We start from the raw sequence: 24,816 nt of genomic DNA on the forward strand, positions 1-24,816 counted from the left end.
CAAACTGCGGGACCTAGGTCTTCGACGTGCAAACCTGCCCGCGCACCTTCGGCCGGGCCAATTCTGGAGGCATAGATGTTCGATCCCAAGAAGCTCCTCGACGATCTGCTCGGCTCGCAACTTCCCGGCACCGGATCGACCGTCCGCGACAAGGCCGGACAGGCGGTGCAGATGGCCAAGGACAATCCGCTTGCCGCCGGTGCGCTGGCTGCGGTGCTGCTCGGAACCGGCCCAGGCCGTCAGGTCACCGGTGCGGCGGTGAAGCTTGGTGGGTTGGCTGCGATCGGTGGCCTCGCCTACAAGGCCTACCAGAACTACAAGAATGGCAATGCGCCGGCCGAGACGCAAGCTGCCGGCGAACCGGAATTGCTGCCGCCGCCGGCCGATACCGCCTTCCATCCGTCGCAGGCGCCGCAGGGCGAAGACGAATTCACGCTGACGCTGGTCAGGGCGATGATCTCGGCGGCGAAGGCCGACGGCCATGTCGATGATGAAGAGCGGCAGAAGATCGCCGGCAAGCTCAGCCTCGCCGGCATCGGCGCCGAAGCGGAGAAATTCCTGATGTCGGAACTGGAGGCGCCGCTCGATCTGGATGTGCTGATCGCCGGCGCCAAGACCGATGCGCAAAAGCTGGAGCTCTACACCGCCTCGCGTCTTGCCATAGATCCGGACACGCGCGCCGAACGCGGCTATCTCGACCTGCTTGCCGGCCGCCTCGGCCTGCCGGACGCGCTGGTCGATCATGTCGAGGCGACGGTGACGGCGGCGAAGGTACCGGCGGCAGGCAGCACCGCCAAGCCGGTGGCCGGTTCGCGTTGGTAGCTTGAGGGAAGAGCCGCGAAGCCCGGCGCTATTCGCGTTAGCTTCTCGTTAACCGAGGAAGCGCATCATTTTAGCCAGTCGGATCGGCTTTCCTCCTCCCAAGCCCGGTTCGGATCAGGGGCGGTCGCCAATGGCCGCCCTTTTTGCGAGCACAGCCTTCAGGCCGGCTTGCCATGGTTCCCGTCATTTGCGATGGCTCATCTCTTCCAGGGAGTACAGCCATGACCGACTACAAAACCGCCATCGTTACCGGCGCCGGCACGGGAATCGGCAAAGGCGTCGCCACGGCACTGCTCAAGGCCGGCTGGAATACGGTGTTCTGCGGCCGCCGCAAGCCGATGCTGGAGGAAGCAATCGCTGCGGCCGGTCCGTCACAGGCCAAGGCATTGGCAGTTGCTTGCGACATCAGCAAGGCCGATCAGGTCGACGATCTGTTCGAGACGGTGGCGGCGGCTTTCGGGCGCGTCGACCTGCTCTTCAACAACGCCGGCACGAGCTACAAATCGACATTGATCGACGACATCCCGGTCGAAGTGTGGGACGAAATCGTCGGGGTCAATCTCACCGGCTCGTTCCTGTGTGCTCGCGCCGCCTTCGGCGCCATGCGCAGGCAGCAGCCGATGGGCGGTCGCATCATCAACAACGGCTCGGTATCGGCCTATGCGCCACGGCCGGGCTCGGTGCCCTATACGGCGACCAAGCACGCTATAACCGGGCTGACCAAAACGCTGGCGCTGGACGGCAGGCCCTTCGACATCGCGTGCGGTCAGATCGACATCGGCAACGCGCTGACGGAGATGGCGCAAGCGATGACGGTCGGCGTGCCGCAAGCCAACGGCACCATCGCTGCCGAAGCGGTGATGGATGTCGAACGCGTCGCCGATGCCGTCCTCCACATGGCCAGCCTGCCGCTCGACGCCAACGTGCTGTTCATGACCGTGATGGCAACCAAGATGCCGTTTGTCGGGCGAGGGTAGTCGCAGTCCGGTCTAGGGCTGCGCGGCCGGAAGCGGCACACCGGGAAGATACAGCGAAATCGGGCGGATTTCGTAGACGGCGGTCGGATTGACGCGGCGAAGGTCGCGCGCAATTTCGATCGCGGCGTCACGGCTGGCGCAGTCGACGACATAGAGCCCCAACAATTGCTCCTTGGTCTCGGCGAAGGGGCCGTCAATAACCATTCCGGCGCCTGGCCCGCGCAAGGTGCAGGCGTCTTGTGTCGCGCCGAGCCGCGCCGCCGGCCCAAGGGTGCCTTCCCGGTAAAGCCGATCGTTGATCTGGAGCAGGTCGGTCATCAGCGCCGCATCCTCCTCCCGCGTCAGCGCCGCAATTGCTTCTTCCTCATGATAGGCAAGGATGGCATAAAACATCCGATGTCACCTTTCTTCAGCCGTGTACCTGTCCTCACTTCGCCAGGAACGCTTCGATCCGTTCCAGCGCGCGCAGGATGTTCTCCTCGGAATTGGCATAGGACAGCCTGACATAGCCCTCGCCGAGAATGCCGAAATCGGGCCCGCCGATCAGCGCCACGCCGGCATCCTCGAGCAGCGCCGAGGCGAGCTTCTTGGCCTTCCAGCCGGTTTTGGAAACATTGGGGAAGGCATAGAAAGCGCCTTTCGGCGTGATGCAGGAAACGCCGGGCAAGGCATTCAGGCCTTCGACCACGACCTTCCTGCGGCGGTCGAAGGCGCGCATCATTTTGTCGACGTCGTCCTGCGGGCCGTCGATGGCCGCGATGCCGGCGTACTGGCTCGGCGCGTTGACGCAGGACCAGCAATTAACCGCCAGCTTGCGCACCTTGTCGTAGAGATGCGCGCCCTTGTCGCCATTCGGCCAGATCGACCAGCCCATGCGCCAGCCGGTCATCGCCCAGGTCTTCGACCAGCCGTTGAGCACGATCAGCCGGTCACGGATTTCGGGGAAGGCGAGCAGCGAACAATGCGTCTCGCCGTCATAGGTCATCACGTCGTAGATCTCGTCGGAGAGGATGGCGACGTCCGGGTGCGCTTCCAGCCCCTTGACGAGCTTCTCGATTTCGGCTCGCGGCGTGACGCCGCCGGTCGGATTGGCCGGCGAGTTGAGGATCAGCAGCCTGGTCTTCGGTGTGATCAGCGCCAGCGTCTCCTCGGCGGAAAAGGCAAAGCCGTTCTCCTCGCGCATCGGCACCGGGATGGGGGCAGCACCAGTGAACTCGATCATCGAGCGGTAGATCGGAAAGCCGGGATCGGGATAGAGGATCTCGGCGCCCGGCTCGCCGAACATCAGGATCGCCGCGAACATGGTCGGCTTGCCGCCGGGCAGGATCATCACCGCCTCGGGCGAGACTTCGACGCCGGTGGTAGCCAGCGTGCGGCGCACCACCGCCTCGCGCGTCGCCAACAGGCCATTGGCCGGCGTATAGCCGTGATGGCCGTCGCGCAGCGCCTTGATCGCGGCCTCGACGATGTGCTGCGGCGTCTTGAAGTCGGGCTGGCCGATGCCGAGATTGACGATGTCGCGGCCTTGATGGGCAAGTGCGGTGGCACGCGCCAGCACCGCGAAGGCATTTTCCTCGCCGAGGCGGTCGAAGGCCGAAATCGTGTGGAGCATTTTTCCCGTCCGTGTGGTTCTTTCAGCGAGCGTGCGTTTTTGTGAGCGTCCTTTCGCAAAAGTCAAACGGATTGGAGCTTCGGGTGTCGGAAAACCTCAAGAATTGGCAGCCGCGTCCGCGGCCGGAACGCAAGGTGCTGGAGGGGCGCTATGTCGGGCTGGAGCCGCTCAATGCCGAAAAACACGGCGATGGCCTGTTCGAGGCATCGGCAGTGCCCGATGTCGACGGCCGCTTTGCCTGGCTGCCAGACTACCCGCCGGAAACCCGCGCCGCCTTCCAGCCGTGGTTGGACAAGGCAGAAGCCAGCGAGGACCCGCTGTTCTTCACGGTCATCGACAAGGCCAGCGGCAAGGTCGCCGGACGCCAGACGCTGATGCGTATCGACCCTGCCTATGGCGTGATCGAGATCGGCAACATCTATTGGGGTCCGCTGATCTCGCGAAAGCCGGCGGCGACGGAAGCACAGTTCCTGTTCATGAAATACATCTTCGACGAACTCGGCTATCGCCGCTATGAATGGAAATGCAACAATCGCAACGAGCCGTCGAAGCGCGCGGCGGAACGTTTCGGCTTCAAGTTCGAAGGCATTTTCCGTCAGCATCTTGTGGTCAAGGGCGAAAACCGCGATACCGCGTGGTATTCGATCATCGACAAGGAATGGCCTGATCTGCGCAGAGCCTATGAGGCGTGGCTCGCTCCGGCCAATTTCGACAGCGACGGCCAGCAGAAGCGGCGGCTCGAGGATTTCCGCGCCGAGTTCGGGGTGTAGCAGGAGCTCATAAATGGCGCATACCCACGACCATGATGCGCAGGGGCATGACCAAAGTCACGGCGCCGGGCATGTGCATGGCTCGACCGACAAGAAGCGCGTGCTGATCGCGGCCTGCCTGACCGCCGGCTTCATGGTCGTGGAAGCGCTCGGTGGCCTGCTGACGGGCTCGCTGGCGCTGCTGGCGGATGCCGGCCACATGCTCGCCGATTGCATCGCGCTCGGCCTTGCCTGGTATGCTTTTCATCTTGCCAGTCGGCCGGCAACCGTTCGCCTCACCTACGGTTTTGGCCGGGTCAAAACCCTGGTCGCCTACACCAACGGCATCGCCATCTTCGCCATTGCGCTGTGGATCGTCTACGAGGCATGGGGCCGCCTGCAAGCACCGGCCCCGGTGCTCGGCGGGCCGATGCTGGTCGTTGCGATCGCCGGCCTGCTGGTCAACATCGGCTCCTTCTTCGTGCTGCATGGCGGCGATCGTGGCAGCCTGAACATGCGTGGCGCCATCCTGCACGTGCTCGGTGACCTGCTCGGCTCGGCAGCGGCGATCGTTGCGGCGCTGGTGATCCTGGCGACGGGCTGGACGCCCATCGATCCCATCCTGTCGGTCCTTGTCGCGCTGCTGATCCTGTCCACGGCCTGGTCGCTGATGCGCGAAGCCGCCCACGTCCTGCTCGAAGGCGTACCGGCAAGCCTCGACCGCGACCTGATCGCCAAGGACATAGAAGGCGCGGTCAAGGGCGTGCGCGAGGTGCACCACATGCATGTCTGGTCGATCGACGGCTCCAGCAATATGGCGACGTTGCACGCCTGCCTGGATGAAGGCGTCGATTCGCATATGGCGGTCAGCGCGATCAAGAAGCGGCTTGCGGCAGAGCATGGCATAGCCCATGCCACCGTCGAACCGGAATTCGGCCAATGTGCCGACAGCCATGACGGCCGTCATGAGCATGAAGGCGAGCACGACGATGCGCATGATGCGGCACCGCATCGCGGCCACTATCACTGACTCGGGAGTTCTTCGTATTGGCAACGATCAACATGAACCCCCGCCTCCCTGGGGCCGCCTGATGGATCGCGATACCCGCAATGCGGCGATCGGCGCCGCCTGGGTTTTGCTGCTGTTCGGCATCGCAGCCTATTATCTTCCAACCGTGATGCTGGCGGTCGGCAAAGTCTCGACCGTTCTTGCCGGCATCGTCGCCGCGGTCTTCATGGTGGCGATTTTCGTCGTGTTCTGGTTGCGTAGCCGCAGCCAGCGCAAAAAGGATCATTGATATGCGCATTCTGATCACCGGCGCGGCAGGCATGGTCGGCCGCAAACTCATCGCCCGGCTGGCCAAGGACGGGACGCTCAGCGGCCGCAAGATCGCCGCGCTCGACCTTCACGACATCGTGCCGCCACAAGCGCCGGTCCTCGAAGGTGTCAGCATTACCCTCCACACCGGCGACCTTGCAGCACCAGGCGCGACGGCAAATCTGGTCGCGTCGCGCCCCGACGTGATCTTCCATCTCGCCGGCGTCGTGTCGGGTGAAGCGGAGGCGAATTTCGATCTCGGCTATCGCGTCAATCTCGACGGCACCAGGGCGCTGTTCGATGCCATAAGGCTGGCGGGGTTTGCGCCGCGCGTCGTCTTCACCTCGTCGATCGCCGTGTTCGGCGCCCCATTCCCGGATGTCATCCCGGACGAGTTCCATCCGACGCCGCTGACCTCCTACGGCACGCAGAAGCTGATCGGCGAGGCGCTGCTTGCCGACTACACGCGGCGCGGCTTCTTCGACGGCATCGGCATCAGGCTGCCGACCATCTGCGTCAGGCCCGGAAAGCCGAACAAGGCGGCCTCAGGCTTCTTTTCCGGCATCATCCGCGAACCGTTGAGCGGCCATGAAGCGATCCTGCCGGTGCCGCGCTCGGTGGTGCACACACACGCCAGCCCGCGCTCGGCGGTCAATTTCTTGATCCATGCCGCCCAGATCGACGGCGCTGCCGTCGGCCCGCGCCGCAATCTGACGATGCCGGGCGTCGCCGTCAGTGTCGGCGAGCAGATCGAAGCGCTGGAACGTGTCGCCGGCGCCAAGGCGGTGAAACTGATCCGCGAGGAGCCCGACGAGACGATCTGGGCGATCGTCAAAGGCTGGCCGACACGCTTCGAGGCGCGACGCTCGATGGAACTTGGCTTTGCCGCCGAAACGAGCTTCGACGACATCATCCGCGTCTACGTCGAGGACGAGTTGGGCGGCAAGATCTCTATTTAAAGCGCCCGATCGGACGCAACGAGGGTCAGGCGCCGGTCAGGCTGGCCGACAGCAGCAGCAGGCCGAACAGGAAGACGAAGGCGGCGCCGCCGATCTCGACGAAGGAATGGATGCGGTTGCCCATGCGGCCGTCGCCGGCGAAGTACACCGCCCAGTTCTTGGCCGTCACCGCAAGCGTCGCCAAGGCCGAAACCGTGATCGCCGTGCCGAGCGCCATGGCCAGCACCGAAAGGATGCCCCCGAACCATAGGCCATTCAGCAAGGCGAAGCTCAGCACGATCAGCGCGCCGGAGCAGGGACGGATGCCGACGGCAGCGACAGCCGACCAGGCGGTGCGCCAGTCGAAACGGTCGCCGGAAAGCAGCGCCGGGTCGGGCGCATGCGAATGTCCGCAGGTGTCGCAGACCTCGCCGACCGCATGGTGATGGTCGTGCGCAGCATGAGCATGGTGTTGGTCGTGGGCGCCGTGGTCATGGGAATCATGATCATGCGAATGGTCGTGATCGTCATGCGCATTAAGCGCGTGGGAATGCGTCGCGTGCGCTGAATGTGAATGGCCGGCATGCGAATGGCCGGCGTGGCCGGCGTGGGCGGCCGAGAGGCTGTAGCCGGGATTTGCGCCGAACAGGCGCAGGATCGCCGGGCCGGCCTTGCGCCACAGAAGCCAGGCGCCGAACAGGGTGACGAAGACATAGCTCATGATTTCGAGGAACCATGCGGCGTCAGTCATCGAGACAGCGGTGCCGCGCAGCACGAAATAGGCGAGCAGCATCACCACGATCGCGGTCAGCGCCTGCAGCAGGGCCGAGACGAAGGACAGCATGATGCCGCGCCGGAGCGCGACTTCATTGGCCACCATGTAAGACGAGATCACCGCCTTGCCGTGGCCGGGGCCGGCAGCGTGGAAAATGCCATAGGCAAAGGACAGGCCGATGAGCAGCCACAGCTTGCTTCCGTCCTGGCGCATCGCCTTCATCGCGCCGGCAAGCGCATGATAGAATTCCTGCTGGCGCAGATTGATCCACATCAGGATGTGGGCAAACGGGCCGGTGGTTGGGGCCATCCCGTCATTGGTGCCGATGCCGAGCGAACTCTGGGCGTGGGCGGAGCCGAGGAAGTGCGTCATCACCAGGGTGGCGGCCAGAAGGCCGAATGCCAAACGCAGGGACGGTTTCGTCACTGGATCTATCCTTCCGGCTGACAGGTCAGCTCAAGCTTGGTGGCAAAGATCTTGCTCATGTCGGTGCCCGTCGGATCATTGAAGAAAGCGTCGGTCAGGGTCTTCTGGTTCTCGGCGATCGCCTCGTCCGGGTTTGGGCGGACGACCTTGCTGGTGCAGGTCGAGGGCAAGCCATCGACCTGCAGATTGGCATCCTCGGTGAAATCGATCGCGGTGTAGAAGGTCGGGTCGTAGACGCCGATATCGATCTTGCCGCTGAGCTTGATCGGCGTCTTCGGTTCGGATTCGAACAGGATGATGAGCTGGTCGTTGTCGAAATTGGCCATCAAATGCGGCGGCGGGTTCATCGCCACGTCCTTGCCATCGACGGTGACAAGCTGGAAGTAATTGAACTCCGCCAGCGAAGCATGGACGGTGTCGGCGACTTCCTTCAGCTCCTTGTCGTCGAGCTTCAGGTCGGAATTCTTGTCGAATTCCATCATCACCGTGCTCGAAAACAAATCGTCGAAGCGCCAGAGATGGCGCAATGCCTTCACAGTTTGGTGATCCGGGCTGAGGACCACTTCGAGGCGGGCCTCGGCGAAGACGTGGGGATGCACCTCAGCCGGTCCGACGGCGGCAAATGTCCCCGCCAAGGCCGAAGCCAGCATGATTGCTTGCCGTTTCAGGTGCATTCTCGGTCGTGATTCCATCGGCTTCGGTGAATGCCGACAGTTACCACAAAGGGGGCGAAAATGGGACCGGAAGGCGGCTGAAGCTCATGCGCTCCCCAGTGCCTTGAACCACTGCACCAGGAAGTCGACGAAAACGCGAACCTTTGCAGGCAGATAGCGCCGGTGCGGATAGACGGCAAAAATGCCGCCGCCGGGCAGGATGCGGTCATCCAGCACCGTCACCAGCTTGCCGCTTTCAATGTCGGGCGCGGCGATGAAATCCGGCAGGATGGAAAACCCCAATCCCGCCACCGCGGCGGCCCTCGCCGCCATCGGGCTGTTGACCTCGATCGGGCCGGACACCGAAACACTCACCGTATCGCCACTGTCGCCCTTGAACGGCCAGTTGGTCAGCCAGCGGCCATTGGTGTCGATGATGCAGGGCACGCGGCCAAGGTCCTGCGGCCGCACCGGCATACCGTGTTTGGCGATCAGTTCGGGAGATGCGCAGAGCCGCACCGAAAACGGCGCCAGCCGTCTCGCAATCAGTGAGGAATTTTCCAGCCGCGAAATGCGCACTGCCAGATCGAAGCCCTCCTCGACCAGATCGACGAAACGGTCGTCGAGATGAATGTCGAGCACGATGTCGGGATGCTGCTTGGCGAAGTCGATCAGCGATTGGCCGATCGGCGCGTCGGCAAAGGTGCGCGGCGCCGACAGCTTGATCCTGCCGCGCACGTCGCCGGAGGATTCGCGCACCGCATCGGCAAGGCTGTCGACCTCGCGCACAATCTCCGAGGCGCGCCGGTAATAGGTGTGGCCGGCCTCGGTCATCGAGAACTGCCTGGTCGTTCGATTGAGCAGCAGCGCACCGAGCTCGTCCTCCAGCTCGCGCACATATTTCGACAGCAGCGCCTTGGAGCGGCCGATCTTGCGTGCCGCCGCCGAAAAGCCTTCGGCCTCGACCACGTCGATGAAGGCGCGCATGCGGGTCAGCGTATCCATGTCATGCGCCTCCTTGGTGAGCTGAAAGGATGCGAGCGGCGAGCGTAATCAACTGCCGGTCGCTGTTCTTCGGGCCGAGCAGCGAAAGACCGAACGGCGCCCCGCCGGTCTTGCCGAGCGGCAGCGTGATCTGCGGAAATCCCGACAGGCCGGAAAGACACAGCAGTCTCAGCGCGCGCTCGCGATAGGTCTGCAAATCGGCGAATGATGCGGCCTTGAGCGGCGCGGCACCCGGAGCGGTCGGAAGCACAAGAACGCCGTCCTCGCCAAGCAGATCGGCAAGTTCGAGTCGAAACGAAACGCGACGTTCCGTTTCACGCTGCGCGGTCGCCGCGTCGATGGTCGCGCCATGCTCGAAGCGCTCCTTGACGCCGGGGCCGAGCATGCGGTCGCCGCCGGCGATCCAGACGCCGTGGCTTTGCCAGGCTTCATAGCCTTGCAGCTTGCGGAAGCACCAATAGAGATCGTCGGTGGAATGCGACAGCGGCCCAACGGTGCGCGGCGCGCCCAGCACCGTAGCGACACTGTGGATCATCGAGCGATATTCATCAGCCTCCTGCGGGCCGAGCACGAGCCCGTCCAGCGCACCGAGGGCGAGGGGGCGTCTCAGTTCGTGGCGGTGCGGATCGTCGCCGAGCAGCACCGTGCCGACCTTTTCGTAGGTGACGATGTCCTTGGCGAACCAACCGAACGTGTCCAGCGAAGGCGCCAGCGGCATGGCGCCGTCGAGCGAGATGCGGCCATGCGTGGTCCTGAGGCCGATCAGGCCGCAGAAGCTTGCCGGCGCACGGATCGAGCCGCCGGTGTCGGAGCCGGTGGCAATGTCGGCCAGCCCGCCGGCCACCGCCGCGGCAGAACCTGAGGACGAGCCGCCGGTGACGCGGTCGGGAGCCGCCGGATTTATCGGTGACGGGAAATGCGCGTTCAGCCCCAACAGCGAAAAAGCCAGTTCGTCGGTCTGCGTCTTGCCGACGAAACGGGCGCTGGAATCAAGCAGCGCCTGGACGGCCGGCGCCGTCGACGTGGCCGGCGAAGCCTCCCGGTATTTCTGCGGATTGCCGCAGCCGGTGCGGTAGCCGGCGACGTCGAAGATATCCTTGACGGCCAGCCGCAAACCGGCAAGCGGGCCATTTACCTGCTCAAGGTCGGGGATCTGATCAAGGTCGAGAAAAGCGTTCAGCGGGCCGCGAGTGCCTGTCATTCGTTCGATATCCGGATGTGCTTGCCGCAGCATTGTTTTTTCTGGTTGCCGCAGCATTGTTCGATGCCACAAATTTTACAACCTGCCATACGATTTTTATTGATTGTGAAATCTTTCGATCTTATATCGCGTTTGCCCAAAGTCGCACGTGCCTGTGGGTGTCCGCCGATCCTCAAATGGTGAGGGATATCGGTAAGGTAACTGGAGCCAACCCCTCCAGTCGGTTTAGCGGCCAACCGCCAGACCGAGGACACCTTGAAGCAACGACGGTGCGGGCCTTTCTGGTGTTCTGCCGGTCGTCCAAAGACCGGGGTTACTGAAGAGGCACACCTTCATTGCCGGCAGTGCGGACGGGTCTCCCATCCAAGCCAAGGCAGACAAAGCGAACCGAGGCCGGGCAAGGCCAAGGTTCACCGCCGCGAGACGGCGTTTCATGGTTCCGGGGTCTCCACCGGCTGGTTCCATGGATTGACGTCCCGCCTTTGTCCACCGCGCGTTCGCGAGGCCGAGAGCCTGCGTCCGCAAGCCTTTGTGCGCGCCGAAAGGCGCTGATGGAGAGACCCCGATGGCTACCCAGCGCATCCTTGACTTCCTCGCTACCCGACGTCCGAACGGCCCGTGCCTCGTCGTCGACCTCGATGTCGTGCGCGACAATTTCCGCGCCTTCGAGAAGGCGCTTCCCGATTCCAAGATCTACTATGCGGTGAAAGCAAACCCGGCGCCGGAAATCCTGCGCCTTCTTGCTGCGATGGGCTCGTCCTTCGACACCGCTTCCGTTGCCGAAGTCGAGATGGCGATGGACGCCGGTGCGCCGGCGGACCGCATCTCCTTCGGCAACACCATCAAGAAGGAGCGCGACATCCAGCGCGCCTACCAGCTCGGCATCCGGCTGTTTGCGGTGGACTGCGTCGAGGAGGTCGAGAAGATCGCCCGCGTCGCTCCCGGCGCCCGCGTGTTCTGCCGCGTCTTGACCGACGGCGAGGGCGCCGAATGGCCGCTGTCGCGCAAGTTCGGCTGCGTGCCGGCGATGGCGGTCGACGTGCTGCGCCATGCCAGGACGCTCGGCCTCGACGCCTATGGCGTGTCGTTCCATGTCGGCTCGCAGCAGACAGACCTGACCGCCTGGGACCGCGCGCTCAGCGACGCCAAGAAGGTGTTCGCGACCCTGGCCGACGAAGGCATCGTGTTGAAGATGGTCAATATGGGCGGCGGCTTCCCGACCCGCTATCTCAGGGATGTGCCGGTGGCGCAGGCCTATGGCCAGGCGATCTTCTCGGCGCTCAGGAAGCATTTCGGCAACGCGATCCCCGAGACGATCATCGAGCCGGGCCGCGGCATGGTCGGCAATGCCGGCGTGATCAAGTCGGAAGTCGTGCTGATCTCGAAGAAGGCCGACAACGACAATGTGCGCTGGGTATTCCTCGACATCGGCAAGTTCGGCGGTCTCGCCGAGACCATGGACGAAGCGATCCGCTATCCGATCGTCACCGCGCATGACGGCACCGAGACCGCGCCCTGCGTGCTCGCCGGCCCGACCTGCGATTCGGCCGACGTGATGTACGAAAAGACGCCGTACCCGCTGCCCTTGTCGCTGACCATCGGCGACGAGGTGCTGATCGAGGGCACCGGCGCCTACACGACGACCTACGCTTCGGTCGCCTTCAACGGCTTCGAGCCTCTCCGATCCTACGTGATCTGAGGGCTTCGGCTTTCAGATCATCCGGCGCGGGCGAGCAGATCGCCCGCTTCGGTTCGCCTGTGGAATCTCCGCTCGTGAAGGATCGCGGAAATGGACATTGTAGATTTCATTGTTGAAGGCGCAGCGGGAATCTCCCCCCTTGAGGGGGAGATGGCCGGCAGGCCAGAGGGGGTCGGTCCGGCTGCCTCAGCTTCCTTTGGGCCGCATGGGGCCGGCGCTTCACGCGCGGCGACCCCCTCTGGCCGCTTCGCGGCCATCTCCCCCTCAAGGGGGGAGAATGCCGGCGCTTTTGCCATCACCGCCGAAACCGCTGGCGACATCGGTGCGCGCGAGGCTTTGCTCGATCGCGCCATGGGGCCGAAGCGCCGGAAAAAGTCGTCGGAGAAGCTGCGGCGCGGTCGACGGCCCTCGGAAGGCCTTGCCTTTGTCGCGCGCGATGCGTCGGGCACTGTCGCCGGCACGGTGCGGCTATGGGACGTGGTGCTGGGCGAGGGCGGTCCGGCAGCGCTGCTGCTCGGCCCGCTTGCGGTCGACCCGGCGCTCAAGAATGCCGGCATCGGCTCGGCGCTGATGCGCCATGCGATCACGGAAGCCGCGCGCCTTGGCCATGCGGCGATCCTGCTGGTCGGCGATGCGCCCTATTACGAGCGCTTCGGGTTTTCGGCCGAAAAGACCGGCTCGCTTGCCATGCCGGGACCCTACGAACGGCACCGCCTGCTGGCGCTGGAACTGGTTGTCGGCGCGCTCGACGGCGCGCAGGGCACGCTGAAGGCTGCAGGGCGCAAGCTGAAGGTGCAGAGGCTGCCGCTCGCTGCTTGAGGGGGCGTGATGCTCAGGGGACCGAGCCGGAGTGGGAAGGCGGTTTTCAATTCGCCTCCATTGCCCGTTCCGGACGCCGGCGCTGCCCCTCACCTGCCTGCCGGCATCCTCTCCCCGTATAGTGACGGGTAGAGGGGCTCTCATCGACGATTTCGCCAATCGCCAGCGTTGCAGAACAGCGCCAACGTTGCGGTCAGCCCCTTCTCCCCGTCACTATACGGGGAGAAGTGCCCGGCAGGGCGATGAGGGGCAGCGCCGAGGTCGACCATTGGCGCTTTGTTTGGCCGCTCAGCCGATCAACTGGCTGAGTGCCATGGCGACGCTCATGTCGCCTTCGACCTTTATCTTGCCGGACATGAAGGCCATGGTCGGGTTGAGGTCGCCTGATATCAGCGAGTCCAGATCGTCGAGCGAGAGCTTTATGGTGCAATCGGCCGGCGCATCGGTGGTCGAGACATCGGCGCCGTCGATGACGATGACGCCATCACTGCCGGTGTCGAACTTCACGGAACGATCGAACCCGGCACTCGCCACGCGCGACCTGATCTTGTCGGCAATCTCCTGAACGCTCATGGCGGTTCTCCTCGTCTCGTTGGGTTTGTCGCGCGTTGGCGATTCGACCTGGCCGAAGTCGCTTGCCTAGTTTTACAGCCACGGCCGCCGGCGCATATAGCTTCGGGTTGACGTTTACGTCAACGCAGTTCCCCCTCGCCGAAATGGTCTTATCGACGCAGCATCACGCCGGGATGACCCTTGGCCGCCGGCATGTTGCCATGCGCTGTCGCCGGGCGTATCAGGCACCACTCCCCACGAATATCGGCGAGCCATCCGGTGCTTTCCAGAAACGAACCGCAAGTCTATGCCCGCCGGCTGCGTGCGGTGCTGATCCGATCGATCCCGCTGCTCGAGGCGCGCGGCATCGCCGTCGTCGTCCTGGCGGCTTTGGTCGGGGTGACGGCGGGCGCACTGGTCACCGGCATGAGCGGGTTGGTGCAAGTCCTGCATGGGCTGCTGTTCGGCGTTCAGCCTGGCGGGCGGCTTTCGGCGATGTTTTCGCTGCAAAGGCCGGAGCAGGCGCTGATCCCGGCGATCGGCGGCATCCTGCTCGGGCTGACGGTGATCTGGCTGAGAAAGCGGAAGTTCCGCACGCCGGTCGATCCGATCGAAGCCAATGCACTGTACGGCGGCCGCATGTCGCTGACCGACACCTTCATCATCGCCGGGCAGACGCTGATCTCGAGCGGCTTCGGCGCTTCGGTCGGGCTCGAGGCCGGCTACACGCAGGTCGGTTCGGGCCTGGCGTCGCGGCTTGCACGCTTCTTCAAGCTGCGCCGCAACGATGTCCGCATCCTCGTCGGCTGCGGCGCGGCCGGCGCGATCGCCGCCGCCTTCGATGCGCCGCTGACCGGCGCCTTCTATGGTTTCGAGCTGGTCATCGGCATCTACTCGGTCGCCAATGTCGCACCTGTGATGGCCGCCGCGATCTCGGCCTCGCTGACCGCAGAGGTGTTCGGCGGCGTGCCGTTTCCGCTGGAGCTCGCCGGTCTGCCGCAGCTCACCGTCAGCCAGTATTTGCCGTTCATGCTGCTCGGGCTTCTGGGCGGCGGTGCTTCCATCGCCATCATGCATCTGGTGAGCCTGATCGAGCGCCTCTTTGCCCGGCTGTCGATCGACGCCTCGCTGCGCCCCGCCATCGGCGGCGTGATGGTCGGGCTGCTGGGACTGATCACGCCGCAGGTCCTATCCAGCGGCCATGGCGCGCTGCATCGCGAATTCGCAATGAACTACGGTCTGGGCGTGGTGGCCAGCGTCTTCGTGCTGAAGCTGGCGGCGTCGGCGATTTCGCTCGGCTCCGGCTTCCGCGGCGGCCTGTTCTTTGCCTCGCTGTTCCTCGGCGCCCTGCTAGGCAAGATGTTTGCCGGCGCGATGGCGTTCGTCTCGCCGGCGACCGGCATCGACCCCGCCGTCGCCGCCGTGGTCGGCATGACCTCGCTCGCCGTCGGCGTCGTCGGCGGTCCGTTGACGATGACGTTCCTGGCGCTGGAATCGACCCGCGACCTTACGCTGACCGGCGTGGTGCTGGCCGCCTCGCTCATGGCGGCGATCCTGGTGCGCGAAACTTTTGGCTATTCCTTCTCGACATGGCGCTTCCATCTGCGCGGCGAAACGATCCGCAGCGCGCATGATGTCGGCTGGATGCGCAGCCTGACGGTCGGTTCAATGATGCGAAAGGATGTCCGCACCATCAACGCCTCGACGACGCTTGCAACATTCCGCAAGGCGGTGCCGCTCGGCTCCTCGCAGCGCGTCATCGCGGTCGATGCCGAACTGCACTATGTCGGCGTGCTGATCGTCGCCGAATTGCACAGCCATTTGTCGGATGACGAGATGCCGGTGCTGTCCTTCGCCAAATTCAAGGACGCGGTGCTGGTGCCGAGCATGAACGTGCAGTCGGCCGCAGAGACCTTCCAGCGCGCCGGCGCCGAGGAATTGGCGGTGGTCGAGGATTTCACCGACCGCAAGGTGGTCGGGCTGTTGACCGAAGGCCACCTGATGCGGCGCTATGCCGAGGAACTCGACAAGGCGCGGCGCGATCTGTCGGGCGAAGGGTAGGGTCGAGAAGGGGCGATCCCGTTGCATTTAGCTAGACATTGCCGGCAAACGACCGCTACCATCGCCGTATAGATCTGAACCAGATTTCACCTGGTGATCGAGTGCTCGAAGAACCGAACAGAAATCCCGGATCCCATCGCTATGGGAAGCCGAGCTTGTGGTGGCCACCACCGCTGGGTTGATGGCCTGCGGGTCTGATCCAAGCTGAAAATCAAATTCTGTGTTCAGAGAGACACCACCATGAATACCATGCTTTCCGTGGAAGCCCGGGAGACCGCGCTTGCCGTGACTTTCCTGTCGGGCGAAACAGTCTGCTACCCTTGGCTCTGGCTAAAGGACAATGCGCCATCGGCGTTTCACCCACAGACCGAAGAGCGAATATTCGACCTGACCAGCGTAGACCCCTCGCTGAGGCCGCTCAGCGTGCGAGACACAGGCGGCGCCGTGGGCATTGTCTGGCCGAATGACCAGGCTGAGGAGGAATTCCCGAGCCAGTTCTTTGAATCCTACCGCCCGGGGAGAAAGCGGGACGATCCGGCTGACATCGCTCCGAAAGTCTGGGACGCCTCAATCGATCTTGAAACCATACCGCGTCACGCCGCCGGAGACCTCTTGCAAAGCGATGCCGATCTGCTCGCCTGGCTGCAGGCCACGGCTGCATACGGGCTCTCCATCGTCGACGGGCTTGGCGACGATCCCGACGCGGGGCGGCGTGCGGCCGAGCGGATAGCGTTCCTGCGCCAGACAAATTTCGGCACGATGTTCGAAGTCGTGTCGATGCCGAACCCGAACAATTTGGCCTATACGCCGGTCGCCCTGCCGTTACACACGGATCTCGCGAACCAGGAGGTGCCGCCCGGCTATCAATTCCTGCATTGTATCGCGAACGACGCTGAAGGCGGTGGATCGATCTTTGCCGACGGGTTTGCGGTCGTCGCCGCGCTACGGGCGGAAGATCCGGAAGCCTACCGCCTCTTGTGCGAGGTCGAGATCCCTTGTCGTTTTCACGATGAAAACTACGATCTGCGCGGTCGGTTTCCTGTGATCGTAACTCAACGCGGTGGAGAAGTGACAGAGTTACGGTTCAACGCCCATCTTGTGGATGTCATCGATCTTCCCTCCGACATATGCGCACCCTTTTATGCGGCCTATCGCAAGCTGATGATGATGATCCGCGGCTCGCGTTTCCAAATAGCCTACCGCCTTAAAGCCGGCGAAATGGCGGTCTTCGACAATCGGCGGGTCTTGCACGGCCGCCAGTCGTTCAACCCAAATACGGGGCCAAGACATTTGCGGGGATGCTATGTCGATCGTGGTGAGTTTCAGAGTCGTATTCGCGTCCTCTCCCGATAGTGGCACGACACCGCGAAGGAGCATCGACCTGCCGAAGGTCGCCTTCGGCAGGCGGTTGGCTGGCAACGGGCGGGTTGCCTGCCTATCGCTTTATTGCGCCCCACCAGCGAATGGCCATCACGGCGAGAAGAAGGAGCACATAGGGCCAATAATAGACGTCATGGACCGCGCGTTTGCCTTCGGCAATCAAAAAGGTCAGCCATATATCGTAACCGCCGACGGTATGGAGGATGCGCCATGCGCGCGGCCCGATCCATGCCGCCGTCCGGTCGAAAGACGTTGCGGCCATGCCGATGATGAACAGGTAGGCCAGACCGCCGAAGACGAACATGGCGGGGTCCGTAGCCTCTTTGAACTGTGCCGGGCTGATCTGCGCAAAGGTGAACAAGGCGATCGCATGCACGCCGTGCGAGAATGCGAAGGCCAGGCCGATCTGACGTCGATGGCGGCGCAGGAAACGCGTGGATGCACTCGGCAAGTCGCGAGCGAGCGCCGATGCCGAAAACGCCGTGCAGAACAGGACGAGCGATATCTGGGCAGTGAGCCGTATGACTTGGCGGACGGCTTCGATCGTGAAATCGCCGCGAAATGCGACAAGCCCGGACAGTGCGAGAGTGATCGCTGCCAAAAACCAGAAGAGCCACCAACGGCTCGTTGCCTTGTCTGCAATGGATGATGCGACGGCGCTCATGATACCTCCCTGAGTGCAAATGTAATCACTGCTTACATTTGAATTGAGGCTATTGCAATCGCAAAGTAAGTCGTGCTTGCATCGATCGCGAGATCGTGATGGTTGGGATGGATGCGTTCTGGCAGAGGACATGGACAAACAACGCAAGACCTATCACCACGGCAGCTTGCGGCAGGCACTGATCGATGCCGCCTTGGCCATCGCCAGGGAGGACGGCGTCGACCAGGTGACGGTGCGGGAGGCGGGCAAACGGGCCGGGGTGTCGTCGGGAGCGCCGTTCCGGCACTTTCCGACCAAGACCGCCCTGATGACCGCCGTGGCCGAAGAGGCGATGCGCCGGTTTCGCGCCGAGATCTCCGTCGAACTGGATAGGGCAGATCAGCTTGATCCGCTCTCGCGCTTTCGGGCGCTGGGCTCAGCCTATCTCAACTGGACCATCAACAACCCGACGCATTTCGAGATCATCTCGATGCGCCGGGCGATCGATTTCGACGCTTCCGAAACGCTTGTTCGACTGAACGAAGAAATCCGCGGTCTGATGGTCCAGATACTGGAAGACGCTCGTGCGGCCGGGCAATTGCGGAAAACGAATATCGAAGGCATTCCCTTACAGGCACGCGCGCTTGTCTATGGGCTTGCCCGAATGTGGGTCGATGGCCAGTTCGCCCAATGGGGCGGCATCGAGAAGGCCGAATTGCTGATGAAGCAAAGTCTCGACGATTTTCTCGCCTTGCTGGCGAAATAAGCAGTCCAGCACCGCGCCGACCCATCCGTAAGTCATCCGTAAGTGCGCTTCCTCTACGTCCTGTTTCGAACCAGGCGACATGTCTGCGCCGTACAGAGAGGGAAACGAACATGAGCACGCTTCTTGCACCAATTGTGATTGGCCCCGTATCGGTCTTGAGTACCTCGGTCCGTATCGATGGGCCGCTCCCCGGGTCGAGCATTTCCCTCCTGGTAAATGGCATACCTGTCCCTGCAGTAAATGCCGGCGCCACAACCACTACCTTTGTGCCGGTCGCCGCAGGCTCCCTCAACGTGGGGGATGCATTGACCGCACGCTGGACGCTCGGCGCCGAAACCAGTGACCCAAGCCCGGTCCCGATCGTCGTGCTCGGGTATCCCTCGACGCTAAGCCCATTGGTGTACTTGAGCCAGGTGCACGAGTGCGTCGACTGGGTGCTGATAGGCGCAGCCTATCCTGGCGCCACGGTCGAGATTTTCAACGGCGGCGCATTGATTGGCAGCGATACTGCACGCGGAAATGTCGTACCAGTGCGCATACGCGGGCCGATCCAGGCCAACGATGTGCTTAACGCGATGCAGTCCGTTCAGACGCCTGCCGGACAGGTGAAGAGCAGTCCGACCCCGAGCTTGCCCGCCGAACCGACGCCGTATCGGGAAAATACTATGCCGGCACCAGCAGTCGGCTCAGTTCCTGGGTGTGCGCAAGCAGTACCCGTTAGGGGGTTGGCTCAAGGCGCCACCACGAAGGTCCACTTCAATGGCGACGTGCTGGAATATCCTTTCGTCGGCGCCAACCTCCTGGCGCTGCTTGGCCGTGCCGCGCATAATCCGGATGTCTTCAGCGCCACGCAGCACTTCGAGCGCTGCAATGCATCAAGTCCGTCATCTGCCCCTCCGGTGATCGTCGACGAAACCTTGCCGGTTCGAAAGCCCGTAATCGGGATCGGGACCTCACAGTACAACTGCCCGGCAGCCCGTGCCTTGCCTATCTCCAATCTCGAGCCCGGCGCGACATTGACGATCCAACTTGTCGATCCGACTTCGGGTGCGGCTACCGTGCTCGGGAGAATCGGAGTGGGCGAGGATGTGAGTTCCGGCCAATACTGGATTCCCGACATGTCGGCCCTGATCCCGGCCTCGCCGCCGTTTCCATCGCTCGTCGTCATCCAGGAGCTGTGCGGCAAGACAGCCACATCGGATAAGTTGCTGGTGGTGGGGACTTACCAGGGCAGCGTATTTCCGCCGACCGTCATGGAGCCTGCATTTGAATGTGCAAGCGGCGCTTTCGTCAACAGCGTCGACAATGCGGTCGTGCGTTTGTACTCGGACGCGCCAGATTCTCCTGTAATCAGCAAGCCCGTCTTCAGTTATGGCGGTCTCGTCTGGGTCGAGACATTTCGGCCTTTGCGCGCCGGCGAGCACATTCACGCCGAGCTGGAGCTTACTTGTCAGCCCCCCGCGCTTCGGGTCGGGAGCCCGATCAAAGTATCCGACCTGACCCCACTCAAGACCCCGGATATTCAACAGCCCGTCCGGGTCTTCCAGCGGCTCATTTACGTATCAGGCATAATTCCCGGCGCGCGCGTGCATGTATTCGTGAACGGGAAGTGGCGCGCCAGCGATACGCCACTTGGTTGGACGACGCTCTACTTCGGGATTTACGTGGGCGAGCTCAAGGTAGAAGACCAAATTACGGTGATGCAGACATTGTGCACGAAGATGTCTCCGCTCACCAGAGTTCCCGTCAATGTCTTCCCCGGGGAAATGTTGCTCTCCGCGGCTCCCCCATCCCTGACAGCGGGCCAGCCGGCGACGATAACCATCAAAGCTGTCGACGCCGATAACAAGTACCAATCGGTTGGAGGGACCATATCGCAAGGGGGCGTGGTGGTCGGGGCCACCAACACAGCGTTCACCCTGTCTCCGCCGACCGGCCAAGTATCGGTCAGCTTGCAAGTTGCAGCCGTTGGTTACAACACCGAGACCATCAGTATTCCCCTTACTGCGCCGCCGGTGGTCAAGCCAGCGATGCTGACGATAGCAACGGGTCTCTGGTTCAACGCCAGCAAGAAAGAAATCACTGAAATCACGTGGCACCTGCAGGGGCCGTCCGGCAGCTTTTCAAAGACCGAAAAGCCGAACGCGGAGCCGGCGTTGGTTCAGTTCGCGTTGCCCAAGCCGGCCGGCGGCGGGTTCACGCCGTTCACTCTCAGCTGCGAGGTCACATTCCAGTTCCAGGATTTCAATTTCATCTCAGGCGCATCTGGTACGAGGTCGAGTGACTTTATCGAGGGAGGCCTCATAAAGCCGTCTCCATCAACTGTCGAGATGCATTGGAGCGGTACCGACCTGACAATTAACTTCCTGGTGAAGTGGATACAGCAGGGCGATTATTTCGTCATAGAGCTCATGTAGTCGAACCACCGGCGGAAGGGGCGTTAGGGTGACTGGAGCGGTTCATCGTTTCACGGAAACGGCGAACCGCTCTATCTCTTTGTTTTCCGCAATTCCGGACGGAAAACCGTTTCACACTTTTCCTGGATTTGCGCTAATGCTCGATCGGTCCCTTCGGCATGACCAGCGCCGTGCCAGCAGTCGTCGGCCGCTCGATCATGCGACGGACGCGTGGCGGCTCGTTGCCGCTGTGCAGCGCCCTTATGCGCTCGCCAATGACGGCGTCGGCGTAGGTGGCGCGCCTGTTGTGGCGGATGTATTCGACCCATGTCGGCGTGTGGTAGTGCTCGATCCAGATTGAGGGGTTTTCGAGGTCGCGCGCCAACGTCCAGTTGCGGGCGCCGTCACGGCGGCGGATGCGGCCGCGCTCGGCCATGGTGGCGAGGAATTCCGGCACGTCCTCGTTGCGGATGACATATTCGATCATGATGGCGATGGGCCCGCTGCGCGGCTTCAGGTCGAGCGCCAGATGCGGCTCTTGGAAGCGGTTGAGCGGATCGAGGTTGAGCACCGCCTGTTGCGGCAGCGGCAGCAGCAGGCCGATGGCGCCTCCAGCCAACATCGTGACGCTGGCGGCCATCAGAGCGACTTCGGCGCCGTGCACGTCGGCAACGACGCCCCACACCCAGCTGCCGAGCGCGATGCCGCCGAAGGTTGCGGTCTGGTAGACCGAAAGCACGCGGCCGACCACCCAGCGCGGTGTCGACATCTGGACGGTGACGTTGAAGTGCGAAAGCGCTGTCACCCAGCAGGCACCGCCGACCAACAGGCCGAGCGACGTCTGCCAGGCATTCTCGCTGACGGCGGCATTGAAGGCGCAAAGCGCGAAGCCGGCGAATGCCATGCGCACCATCGTCTCGCTGGACAGGAGCTGCCGTAGCCTGACGCTGGTCAGCGCGCCGCCGACGGCGCCGATGCCGAAAGCGCCGAGCATGATGCCGTAGGTCAAGGCATCGCCCTTGACGACGTCGCGCGCGACCAAGGGCAGCAGTGCCAGGACCGCGCCGGCGCTGAAGCCGAAGGCCGAGCTCCTGACCAGCACCTTGCCGATATTGGGCGACATGGCGACGTAGCGCAGGCCGGCGCCCATGGCGGCGCCCAGCGTCTCGCGCGGCAAAGTCGATGCCGGCAGTTCCGGCCTCCAGCGGGCCAGCACGACGATGAGGCCGACATAGCTCAGCGTGTTGGCGGCAAAGGCGGCGGCAGCACCTGCGGCGGCCACGATGATACCGCCGATCGCCGGGCCGACGCTGCGCGTCAGGTTGAAGCCCATCGAGTTGAGCGCGATCGCCGCCGGCACCTTGGCGCGAGGCACCATGTCGCCGACCGAAGCCTGCCAGGACGGGCTGTTGAGCGCGGTGCCGCTGTCGATCAGGAAGGTGAAGGCGAGCAGCGTCCACGGCGTCATCAGGTCGAGATAGGTGAAGACGGTGAGAAGAGCCGAAACAACCAGCATGAAGATCTGGGCGATCAGCATGACCTTGCGCCGGTTGAAGCTGTCGGCGATGGCGCCGGCCAGCAGCGCAAACAGCATGATCGGCAAGGTGGTCGAGGCCTGGACCAATGCCACCTGGTAGGACGAGGTGGCGATCGTCGTCATCATCCAGGCGGCACCGACGCCCTGGATCAGGCCACCGAAATTGGAGACGAGGCTGGCGGACCACACCGCACGGAAGATGCCGTGCCGGAACGGCGCCAGCGCCGAGGCGCTTTCGCTTTCCGGTGTGTCGTCGCTCATAAATGCTTTCCCGGGCTCAAAACGCTTTGTTCTTCCGATGAATCGGCCCCGCAAGCCAAGGATTCAATAGAACATCACATCGCAAAGGGCGAACGCATTCTCGAAAAACATCATGGTCCAACAACGAGATAGCGGGCCGGTCAGCGCGTGCCGCTGCGGGCGAGCGGCTGCTCACGGCATGCCGTCCCTGACGATCTCCGACACTTCGATCAGCCCTTCGAAATTATCGGTGCGGCCCTGGCGGATGTCTTCGGTTTCGCGCAGCAGCCACAAACCAATCGAGATGAGATTGGCGCACAGTTCCCTGGGCAGGGCGTTGTCGCCGGAGCCGAGATATTCGACGAAGGCGGTCCAGACGCGGCTGGTGAAATGAAGTGCCTCGATCGCCTCCGGCGAGTTGCGGTCGGCCACCGCCGCCGACAGCATGTCGATCGAACGGGTGAGACGCTGCCGGTGCTCGGCGCCGGTCTCAATCTCGGCTTGGGGGAATACATCGTTGGCGCTCTACCGTTCCGTCGGAGTGGTCAGGTCAGGGAACTCAACAGATCGAATTGCGAGATTTGATCCAGATGCTGGCATCGCCAGCTGCCGAATACGCATCACTTTTACGAAGGCGCACCAACACCCGGGGCCGCGCACAAAATCGCACCGGTTTTCAGGGAGCGCGACGTTGCGTATCCGGCTCCGGAATGGTTCCGGACTTGAGGTTTGGTGGTCGCCGCGCCCCCGATCAACGGCTGATTCGGCTACAATCCAACCGCAGACGAATCCGACATCAAACGCGATTTGACGGAAACCAATTCAATGGGTTGGTGGCGACTGCGAGGGTGGCTTTTTGAAGCGTCCGTGTGCTTTGCGGCGGCCGGATCCAACTGCAAGTGTGCCGTATCGGCAGCTCGTCGATTGCGATAGGCTCCTGCTATCGGGACGGATGGGGCGTCTGTCTCGGTTTGGGGTAAGGCCGGTTCCTCACCACTGCGCGGCAGAGCGCAGATTTCGTGAAACCGGCTTTGGGGAATTGGGGGGGAACAATGAGCGATTCATTTCAGGAAGTAACGTCCGTCTCGTGGTTCGGGCGGATCAAGCGCGCGGTCGGCAGCGTCGTTTTCGGCCTGCTCTTGATCATGCTGATGGTGATCGGCCTGTTCTGGAACGAGGGCCGCGCCGTGCAGACGGCACGTTCGCTCGCCGAGGGATCGGGCGCGGTGATCTCGGTTGGCGCCGACAGCATCGATGCCGGCAATGACGGTAAGCTCGTCCATGTCGCCGGGGCGGTGACGGCGAGCGGCGGCCTTGCCGATCCGGACTTTGGCATTTCGGCGCAAGGATTGCGGCTGTCGCGCAGCGCCGAGATGTACCAATGGAAAGAGGAACAGAAATCCGAGACGACGAAGAAGCTGGGCGGCGGCGAGGAGACGGTGACGACCTACAGCTATTCGAAGGTGTGGGACGACAGTCAGATCAACTCGTCGGAGTTCAAGAAGCCGGACGGCCACGAGAATCCGCCGATGGAGATCCACAGCAAGAGGTTCCAGATTCCGGACGGCAAGCTCGGTGCATTCACGCTCGACCGGCCGGTGCTGGACCTGATCGGCGGCGACAGGGAATTTTCACTGTCGCCGGACCAGTCGGCCGTCATAGACGCTGCCTATACCGGCACCAAGCGGGTCAACATTGTCGACGGAAAGATCTATCTCGGCTTCAACACCACGTCGCCGGCACTGGGCGACTATCGCATTGGCTATGAGCTGGCGCCGCTCGGCGTGGTCAGCATTGTCGCGCGCCAAACAGCGGGCGGGTTCGAACCTTACCAGACAAAGGCCGGCGATCAGTTGCTGATGGTCGACACCGGCAATGTTCCTGCGGAAAAGATGTTCGCCGACGCGGTCAGCACGAACACGCTGATCACCTGGCTGCTGCGCGCTGCCGGCCTGTTGCTGTTGGCCATCGGCTTTGCCCTGCTGCTTAGTCCGATCGGCGTCATCCTCGACGTCATTCCTTTGCTCGGCAGCGTGGCGCGGATGGGGACCGGCATCATTGCCTTTTTCCTGGCGATCCTGGTCGGCACGACGACGATGGCGATCGCCTGGTTCTGGTACCGACCGATGCTGGCGGCAGGCATTCTGGCCGCCGGCGTCATTGCAGCGGCGGCGGTCTATTATCTTGGCCGCTCGCGCAAGCCGGCGGCGCCGGTTGCCGCGCCGAGCGCGGCCACATGATCTGCAG

General features: G+C 63.1%; 23 protein-coding genes. 13 read left to right on the forward strand and 10 right to left on the reverse strand.

What is annotated here, in order from left to right:
- Positions 1-75: 75 nt before the first annotated feature.
- Both NKI85_RS11235 and NKI85_RS11240 read left to right on the forward strand, forming a co-directional pair.
- The gene (locus tag NKI85_RS11235; RefSeq protein ID WP_352524589.1) at positions 76-822 is read left to right on the forward strand and encodes a tellurite resistance TerB family protein; all 747 of its coding nucleotides are present in this window, start codon (positions 76-78) and stop codon (positions 820-822) included.
- Between the two features lie 221 nt (positions 823-1,043).
- On the forward strand, positions 1,044-1,799 hold the full coding sequence (locus NKI85_RS11240; protein ID WP_352524587.1) for an SDR family oxidoreductase: 756 nt from the start codon (positions 1,044-1,046) through the stop codon (positions 1,797-1,799).
- 12 nt (positions 1,800-1,811) lie between these two features.
- Here NKI85_RS11240 and NKI85_RS11245 read toward each other — a convergent pair whose 3' ends face one another.
- Both NKI85_RS11245 and NKI85_RS11250 read right to left on the reverse strand, forming a co-directional pair.
- Positions 1,812-2,192, reverse strand: a complete 381-nt coding sequence (locus tag NKI85_RS11245; protein WP_352524585.1) for a YciI family protein — start codon at positions 2,190-2,192, stop codon at positions 1,812-1,814.
- 34 nt (positions 2,193-2,226) lie between these two features.
- Entirely contained in the window at positions 2,227-3,411 is a 1,185-nt protein-coding gene (locus tag NKI85_RS11250; protein ID WP_352524583.1) for a pyridoxal phosphate-dependent aminotransferase, read from the reverse strand.
- A gap of 83 nt (positions 3,412-3,494) precedes the next feature.
- Here NKI85_RS11250 and NKI85_RS11255 point away from each other — a divergent pair, with 83 nt between their 5' ends.
- From NKI85_RS11255 to denD, 4 genes are all read left to right on the forward strand, one after another.
- Positions 3,495-4,181, forward strand: coding sequence for a GNAT family N-acetyltransferase (locus tag NKI85_RS11255; protein WP_352524581.1), 687 nt, complete (start codon positions 3,495-3,497; stop codon positions 4,179-4,181).
- 13 nt (positions 4,182-4,194) lie between these two features.
- Entirely contained in the window at positions 4,195-5,190 is a 996-nt protein-coding gene (locus NKI85_RS11260) for a cation diffusion facilitator family transporter (protein ID WP_352524580.1), read from the forward strand.
- A 61-nt stretch (positions 5,191-5,251) separates the two neighbouring features.
- Positions 5,252-5,458 carry a hypothetical protein gene (locus tag NKI85_RS11265; protein WP_352524703.1) on the forward strand — a complete coding sequence of 69 codons (207 nt, stop codon included), beginning with the start codon at positions 5,252-5,254 and terminating at the stop codon, positions 5,456-5,458.
- 1 nt (position 5,459) lies between these two features.
- Positions 5,460-6,437: a D-erythronate dehydrogenase gene (gene denD / locus NKI85_RS11270; protein ID WP_352524578.1), complete on the forward strand. Its 978-nt coding sequence runs from the start codon at positions 5,460-5,462 to the stop codon at positions 6,435-6,437.
- A 25-nt stretch (positions 6,438-6,462) separates the two neighbouring features.
- Here denD and NKI85_RS11275 read toward each other — a convergent pair whose 3' ends face one another.
- The 4 genes from NKI85_RS11275 to NKI85_RS11290 form a co-directional block, all read right to left on the reverse strand.
- Entirely contained in the window at positions 6,463-7,626 is a 1,164-nt protein-coding gene (locus NKI85_RS11275; RefSeq protein ID WP_352524702.1) for a nickel/cobalt transporter, read from the reverse strand.
- Complete coding sequence (locus NKI85_RS11280) at positions 7,623-8,291, reverse strand: DUF1007 family protein (protein WP_352524577.1); 669 nt, start codon at positions 8,289-8,291, stop codon at positions 7,623-7,625. The genes NKI85_RS11275 and NKI85_RS11280 overlap by 4 nt, the downstream gene beginning before the upstream one ends.
- An 84-nt stretch (positions 8,292-8,375) precedes the next feature.
- Entirely contained in the window at positions 8,376-9,275 is a 900-nt protein-coding gene (locus tag NKI85_RS11285; protein WP_352776746.1) for a LysR family transcriptional regulator, read from the reverse strand.
- A 1-nt stretch (position 9,276) separates the two neighbouring features.
- The gene (locus tag NKI85_RS11290) at positions 9,277-10,476 is read right to left on the reverse strand and encodes an amidase (protein WP_352524574.1); all 1,200 of its coding nucleotides are present in this window, start codon (positions 10,474-10,476) and stop codon (positions 9,277-9,279) included.
- Positions 10,477-11,041: 565 nt separating this feature from the next.
- On the opposite strand from NKI85_RS11290, the gene odc2 reads away from it, so the two are divergent.
- Positions 11,042-12,175: an ornithine/lysine decarboxylase gene (gene odc2, locus NKI85_RS11295; RefSeq protein WP_352524572.1), complete on the forward strand. Its 1,134-nt coding sequence runs from the start codon at positions 11,042-11,044 to the stop codon at positions 12,173-12,175.
- A 150-nt stretch (positions 12,176-12,325) separates the two neighbouring features.
- Entirely contained in the window at positions 12,326-12,994 is a 669-nt protein-coding gene (locus tag NKI85_RS11300) for a GNAT family N-acetyltransferase (protein ID WP_502900655.1), read from the forward strand.
- 288 nt (positions 12,995-13,282) lie between these two features.
- Here NKI85_RS11300 and NKI85_RS11305 read toward each other — a convergent pair whose 3' ends face one another.
- Positions 13,283-13,567 (reverse strand): SCP2 sterol-binding domain-containing protein, encoded by a 285-nt coding sequence (locus NKI85_RS11305; RefSeq protein WP_352524570.1) that lies wholly within the window; start codon positions 13,565-13,567, stop codon positions 13,283-13,285.
- A gap of 258 nt (positions 13,568-13,825) precedes the next feature.
- On the opposite strand from NKI85_RS11305, the gene NKI85_RS11310 reads away from it, so the two are divergent.
- Together NKI85_RS11310 and NKI85_RS11315 are read left to right on the forward strand one after the other, a co-directional pair.
- On the forward strand, positions 13,826-15,607 hold the full coding sequence (locus NKI85_RS11310; RefSeq protein ID WP_352524568.1) for a chloride channel protein: 1,782 nt from the start codon (positions 13,826-13,828) through the stop codon (positions 15,605-15,607).
- Between the two features lie 240 nt (positions 15,608-15,847).
- Positions 15,848-16,960 (forward strand): TauD/TfdA family dioxygenase, encoded by a 1,113-nt coding sequence (locus NKI85_RS11315; protein ID WP_352524566.1) that lies wholly within the window; start codon positions 15,848-15,850, stop codon positions 16,958-16,960.
- 82 nt (positions 16,961-17,042) lie between these two features.
- On the opposite strand, the gene NKI85_RS11320 is transcribed toward NKI85_RS11315, so the two are convergent.
- Positions 17,043-17,651, reverse strand: a complete 609-nt coding sequence (locus NKI85_RS11320) for a hypothetical protein (RefSeq protein WP_352524564.1) — start codon at positions 17,649-17,651, stop codon at positions 17,043-17,045.
- Positions 17,652-17,781: 130 nt separating this feature from the next.
- On the opposite strand from NKI85_RS11320, the gene NKI85_RS11325 reads away from it, so the two are divergent.
- Both NKI85_RS11325 and NKI85_RS11330 read left to right on the forward strand, forming a co-directional pair.
- Entirely contained in the window at positions 17,782-18,396 is a 615-nt protein-coding gene (locus NKI85_RS11325) for a TetR/AcrR family transcriptional regulator (protein ID WP_352524563.1), read from the forward strand.
- 110 nt (positions 18,397-18,506) lie between these two features.
- On the forward strand, positions 18,507-20,813 hold the full coding sequence (locus NKI85_RS11330; protein ID WP_352524561.1) for a hypothetical protein: 2,307 nt from the start codon (positions 18,507-18,509) through the stop codon (positions 20,811-20,813).
- Between the two features lie 133 nt (positions 20,814-20,946).
- Here the strand turns inward: NKI85_RS11330 and NKI85_RS11335 are convergent, their stop codons facing one another.
- A complete protein-coding gene (locus NKI85_RS11335) occupies positions 20,947-22,590 on the reverse strand; it encodes an MFS transporter (RefSeq protein ID WP_352524560.1) in 1,644 nt (547 codons plus the stop codon).
- Between the two features lie 171 nt (positions 22,591-22,761).
- Positions 22,762-23,064 carry a flagellar biosynthesis regulator FlaF gene (gene flaF / locus NKI85_RS11340; protein ID WP_352524698.1) on the reverse strand — a complete coding sequence of 101 codons (303 nt, stop codon included), beginning with the start codon at positions 23,062-23,064 and terminating at the stop codon, positions 22,762-22,764.
- Between the two features lie 557 nt (positions 23,065-23,621).
- Between flaF and NKI85_RS11345 the strand changes: the two genes are divergently transcribed.
- The gene (locus NKI85_RS11345; protein WP_352776747.1) at positions 23,622-24,809 is read left to right on the forward strand and encodes a TMEM43 family protein; all 1,188 of its coding nucleotides are present in this window, start codon (positions 23,622-23,624) and stop codon (positions 24,807-24,809) included.
- Positions 24,810-24,816 lie beyond the last annotated feature (7 nt).

The sequence above is a fragment of the Mesorhizobium sp. M0571 genome, from assembly GCF_040320985.1.
Classification (GTDB): domain Bacteria; phylum Pseudomonadota; class Alphaproteobacteria; order Rhizobiales; family Rhizobiaceae; genus Mesorhizobium.

Excerpts from the sequence above, each read along its gene's own strand:
- NKI85_RS11245 (WP_352524585.1), bottom strand. The coding sequence starts at position 2,192 with ATGTTTTATGCCATCCTTGCCTATCATGAGGAAGAAGCAATTGCGGCG.
- NKI85_RS11300 (WP_502900655.1), top strand. The coding sequence starts at position 12,326 with ATGGCCGGCAGGCCAGAGGGGGTCGGTCCGGCTGCCTCAGCTTCCTTT.
- NKI85_RS11335 (WP_352524560.1), bottom strand. The coding sequence starts at position 22,590 with ATGAGCGACGACACACCGGAAAGCGAAAGCGCCTCGGCGCTGGCGCCG.
- odc2 (WP_352524572.1), top strand. The coding sequence starts at position 11,042 with ATGGCTACCCAGCGCATCCTTGACTTCCTCGCTACCCGACGTCCGAAC.
- NKI85_RS11260 (WP_352524580.1), top strand. The coding sequence starts at position 4,195 with ATGGCGCATACCCACGACCATGATGCGCAGGGGCATGACCAAAGTCAC.
- NKI85_RS11265 (WP_352524703.1), top strand. The coding sequence starts at position 5,252 with ATGGATCGCGATACCCGCAATGCGGCGATCGGCGCCGCCTGGGTTTTG.
- NKI85_RS11320 (WP_352524564.1), bottom strand. The coding sequence starts at position 17,651 with ATGAGCGCCGTCGCATCATCCATTGCAGACAAGGCAACGAGCCGTTGG.
- NKI85_RS11285 (WP_352776746.1), bottom strand. The coding sequence starts at position 9,275 with ATGGATACGCTGACCCGCATGCGCGCCTTCATCGACGTGGTCGAGGCC.
- denD (WP_352524578.1), top strand. The coding sequence starts at position 5,460 with ATGCGCATTCTGATCACCGGCGCGGCAGGCATGGTCGGCCGCAAACTC.
- NKI85_RS11280 (WP_352524577.1), bottom strand. The coding sequence starts at position 8,291 with ATGCACCTGAAACGGCAAGCAATCATGCTGGCTTCGGCCTTGGCGGGG.
- NKI85_RS11325 (WP_352524563.1), top strand. The coding sequence starts at position 17,782 with ATGGACAAACAACGCAAGACCTATCACCACGGCAGCTTGCGGCAGGCA.
- NKI85_RS11330 (WP_352524561.1), top strand. The coding sequence starts at position 18,507 with ATGAGCACGCTTCTTGCACCAATTGTGATTGGCCCCGTATCGGTCTTG.
- NKI85_RS11345 (WP_352776747.1), top strand. The coding sequence starts at position 23,622 with ATGAGCGATTCATTTCAGGAAGTAACGTCCGTCTCGTGGTTCGGGCGG.
- NKI85_RS11240 (WP_352524587.1), top strand. The coding sequence starts at position 1,044 with ATGACCGACTACAAAACCGCCATCGTTACCGGCGCCGGCACGGGAATC.
- NKI85_RS11250 (WP_352524583.1), bottom strand. The coding sequence starts at position 3,411 with ATGCTCCACACGATTTCGGCCTTCGACCGCCTCGGCGAGGAAAATGCC.
- NKI85_RS11290 (WP_352524574.1), bottom strand. The coding sequence starts at position 10,476 with ATGACAGGCACTCGCGGCCCGCTGAACGCTTTTCTCGACCTTGATCAG.
- NKI85_RS11235 (WP_352524589.1), top strand. The coding sequence starts at position 76 with ATGTTCGATCCCAAGAAGCTCCTCGACGATCTGCTCGGCTCGCAACTT.
- NKI85_RS11305 (WP_352524570.1), bottom strand. The coding sequence starts at position 13,567 with ATGAGCGTTCAGGAGATTGCCGACAAGATCAGGTCGCGCGTGGCGAGT.
- NKI85_RS11315 (WP_352524566.1), top strand. The coding sequence starts at position 15,848 with ATGAATACCATGCTTTCCGTGGAAGCCCGGGAGACCGCGCTTGCCGTG.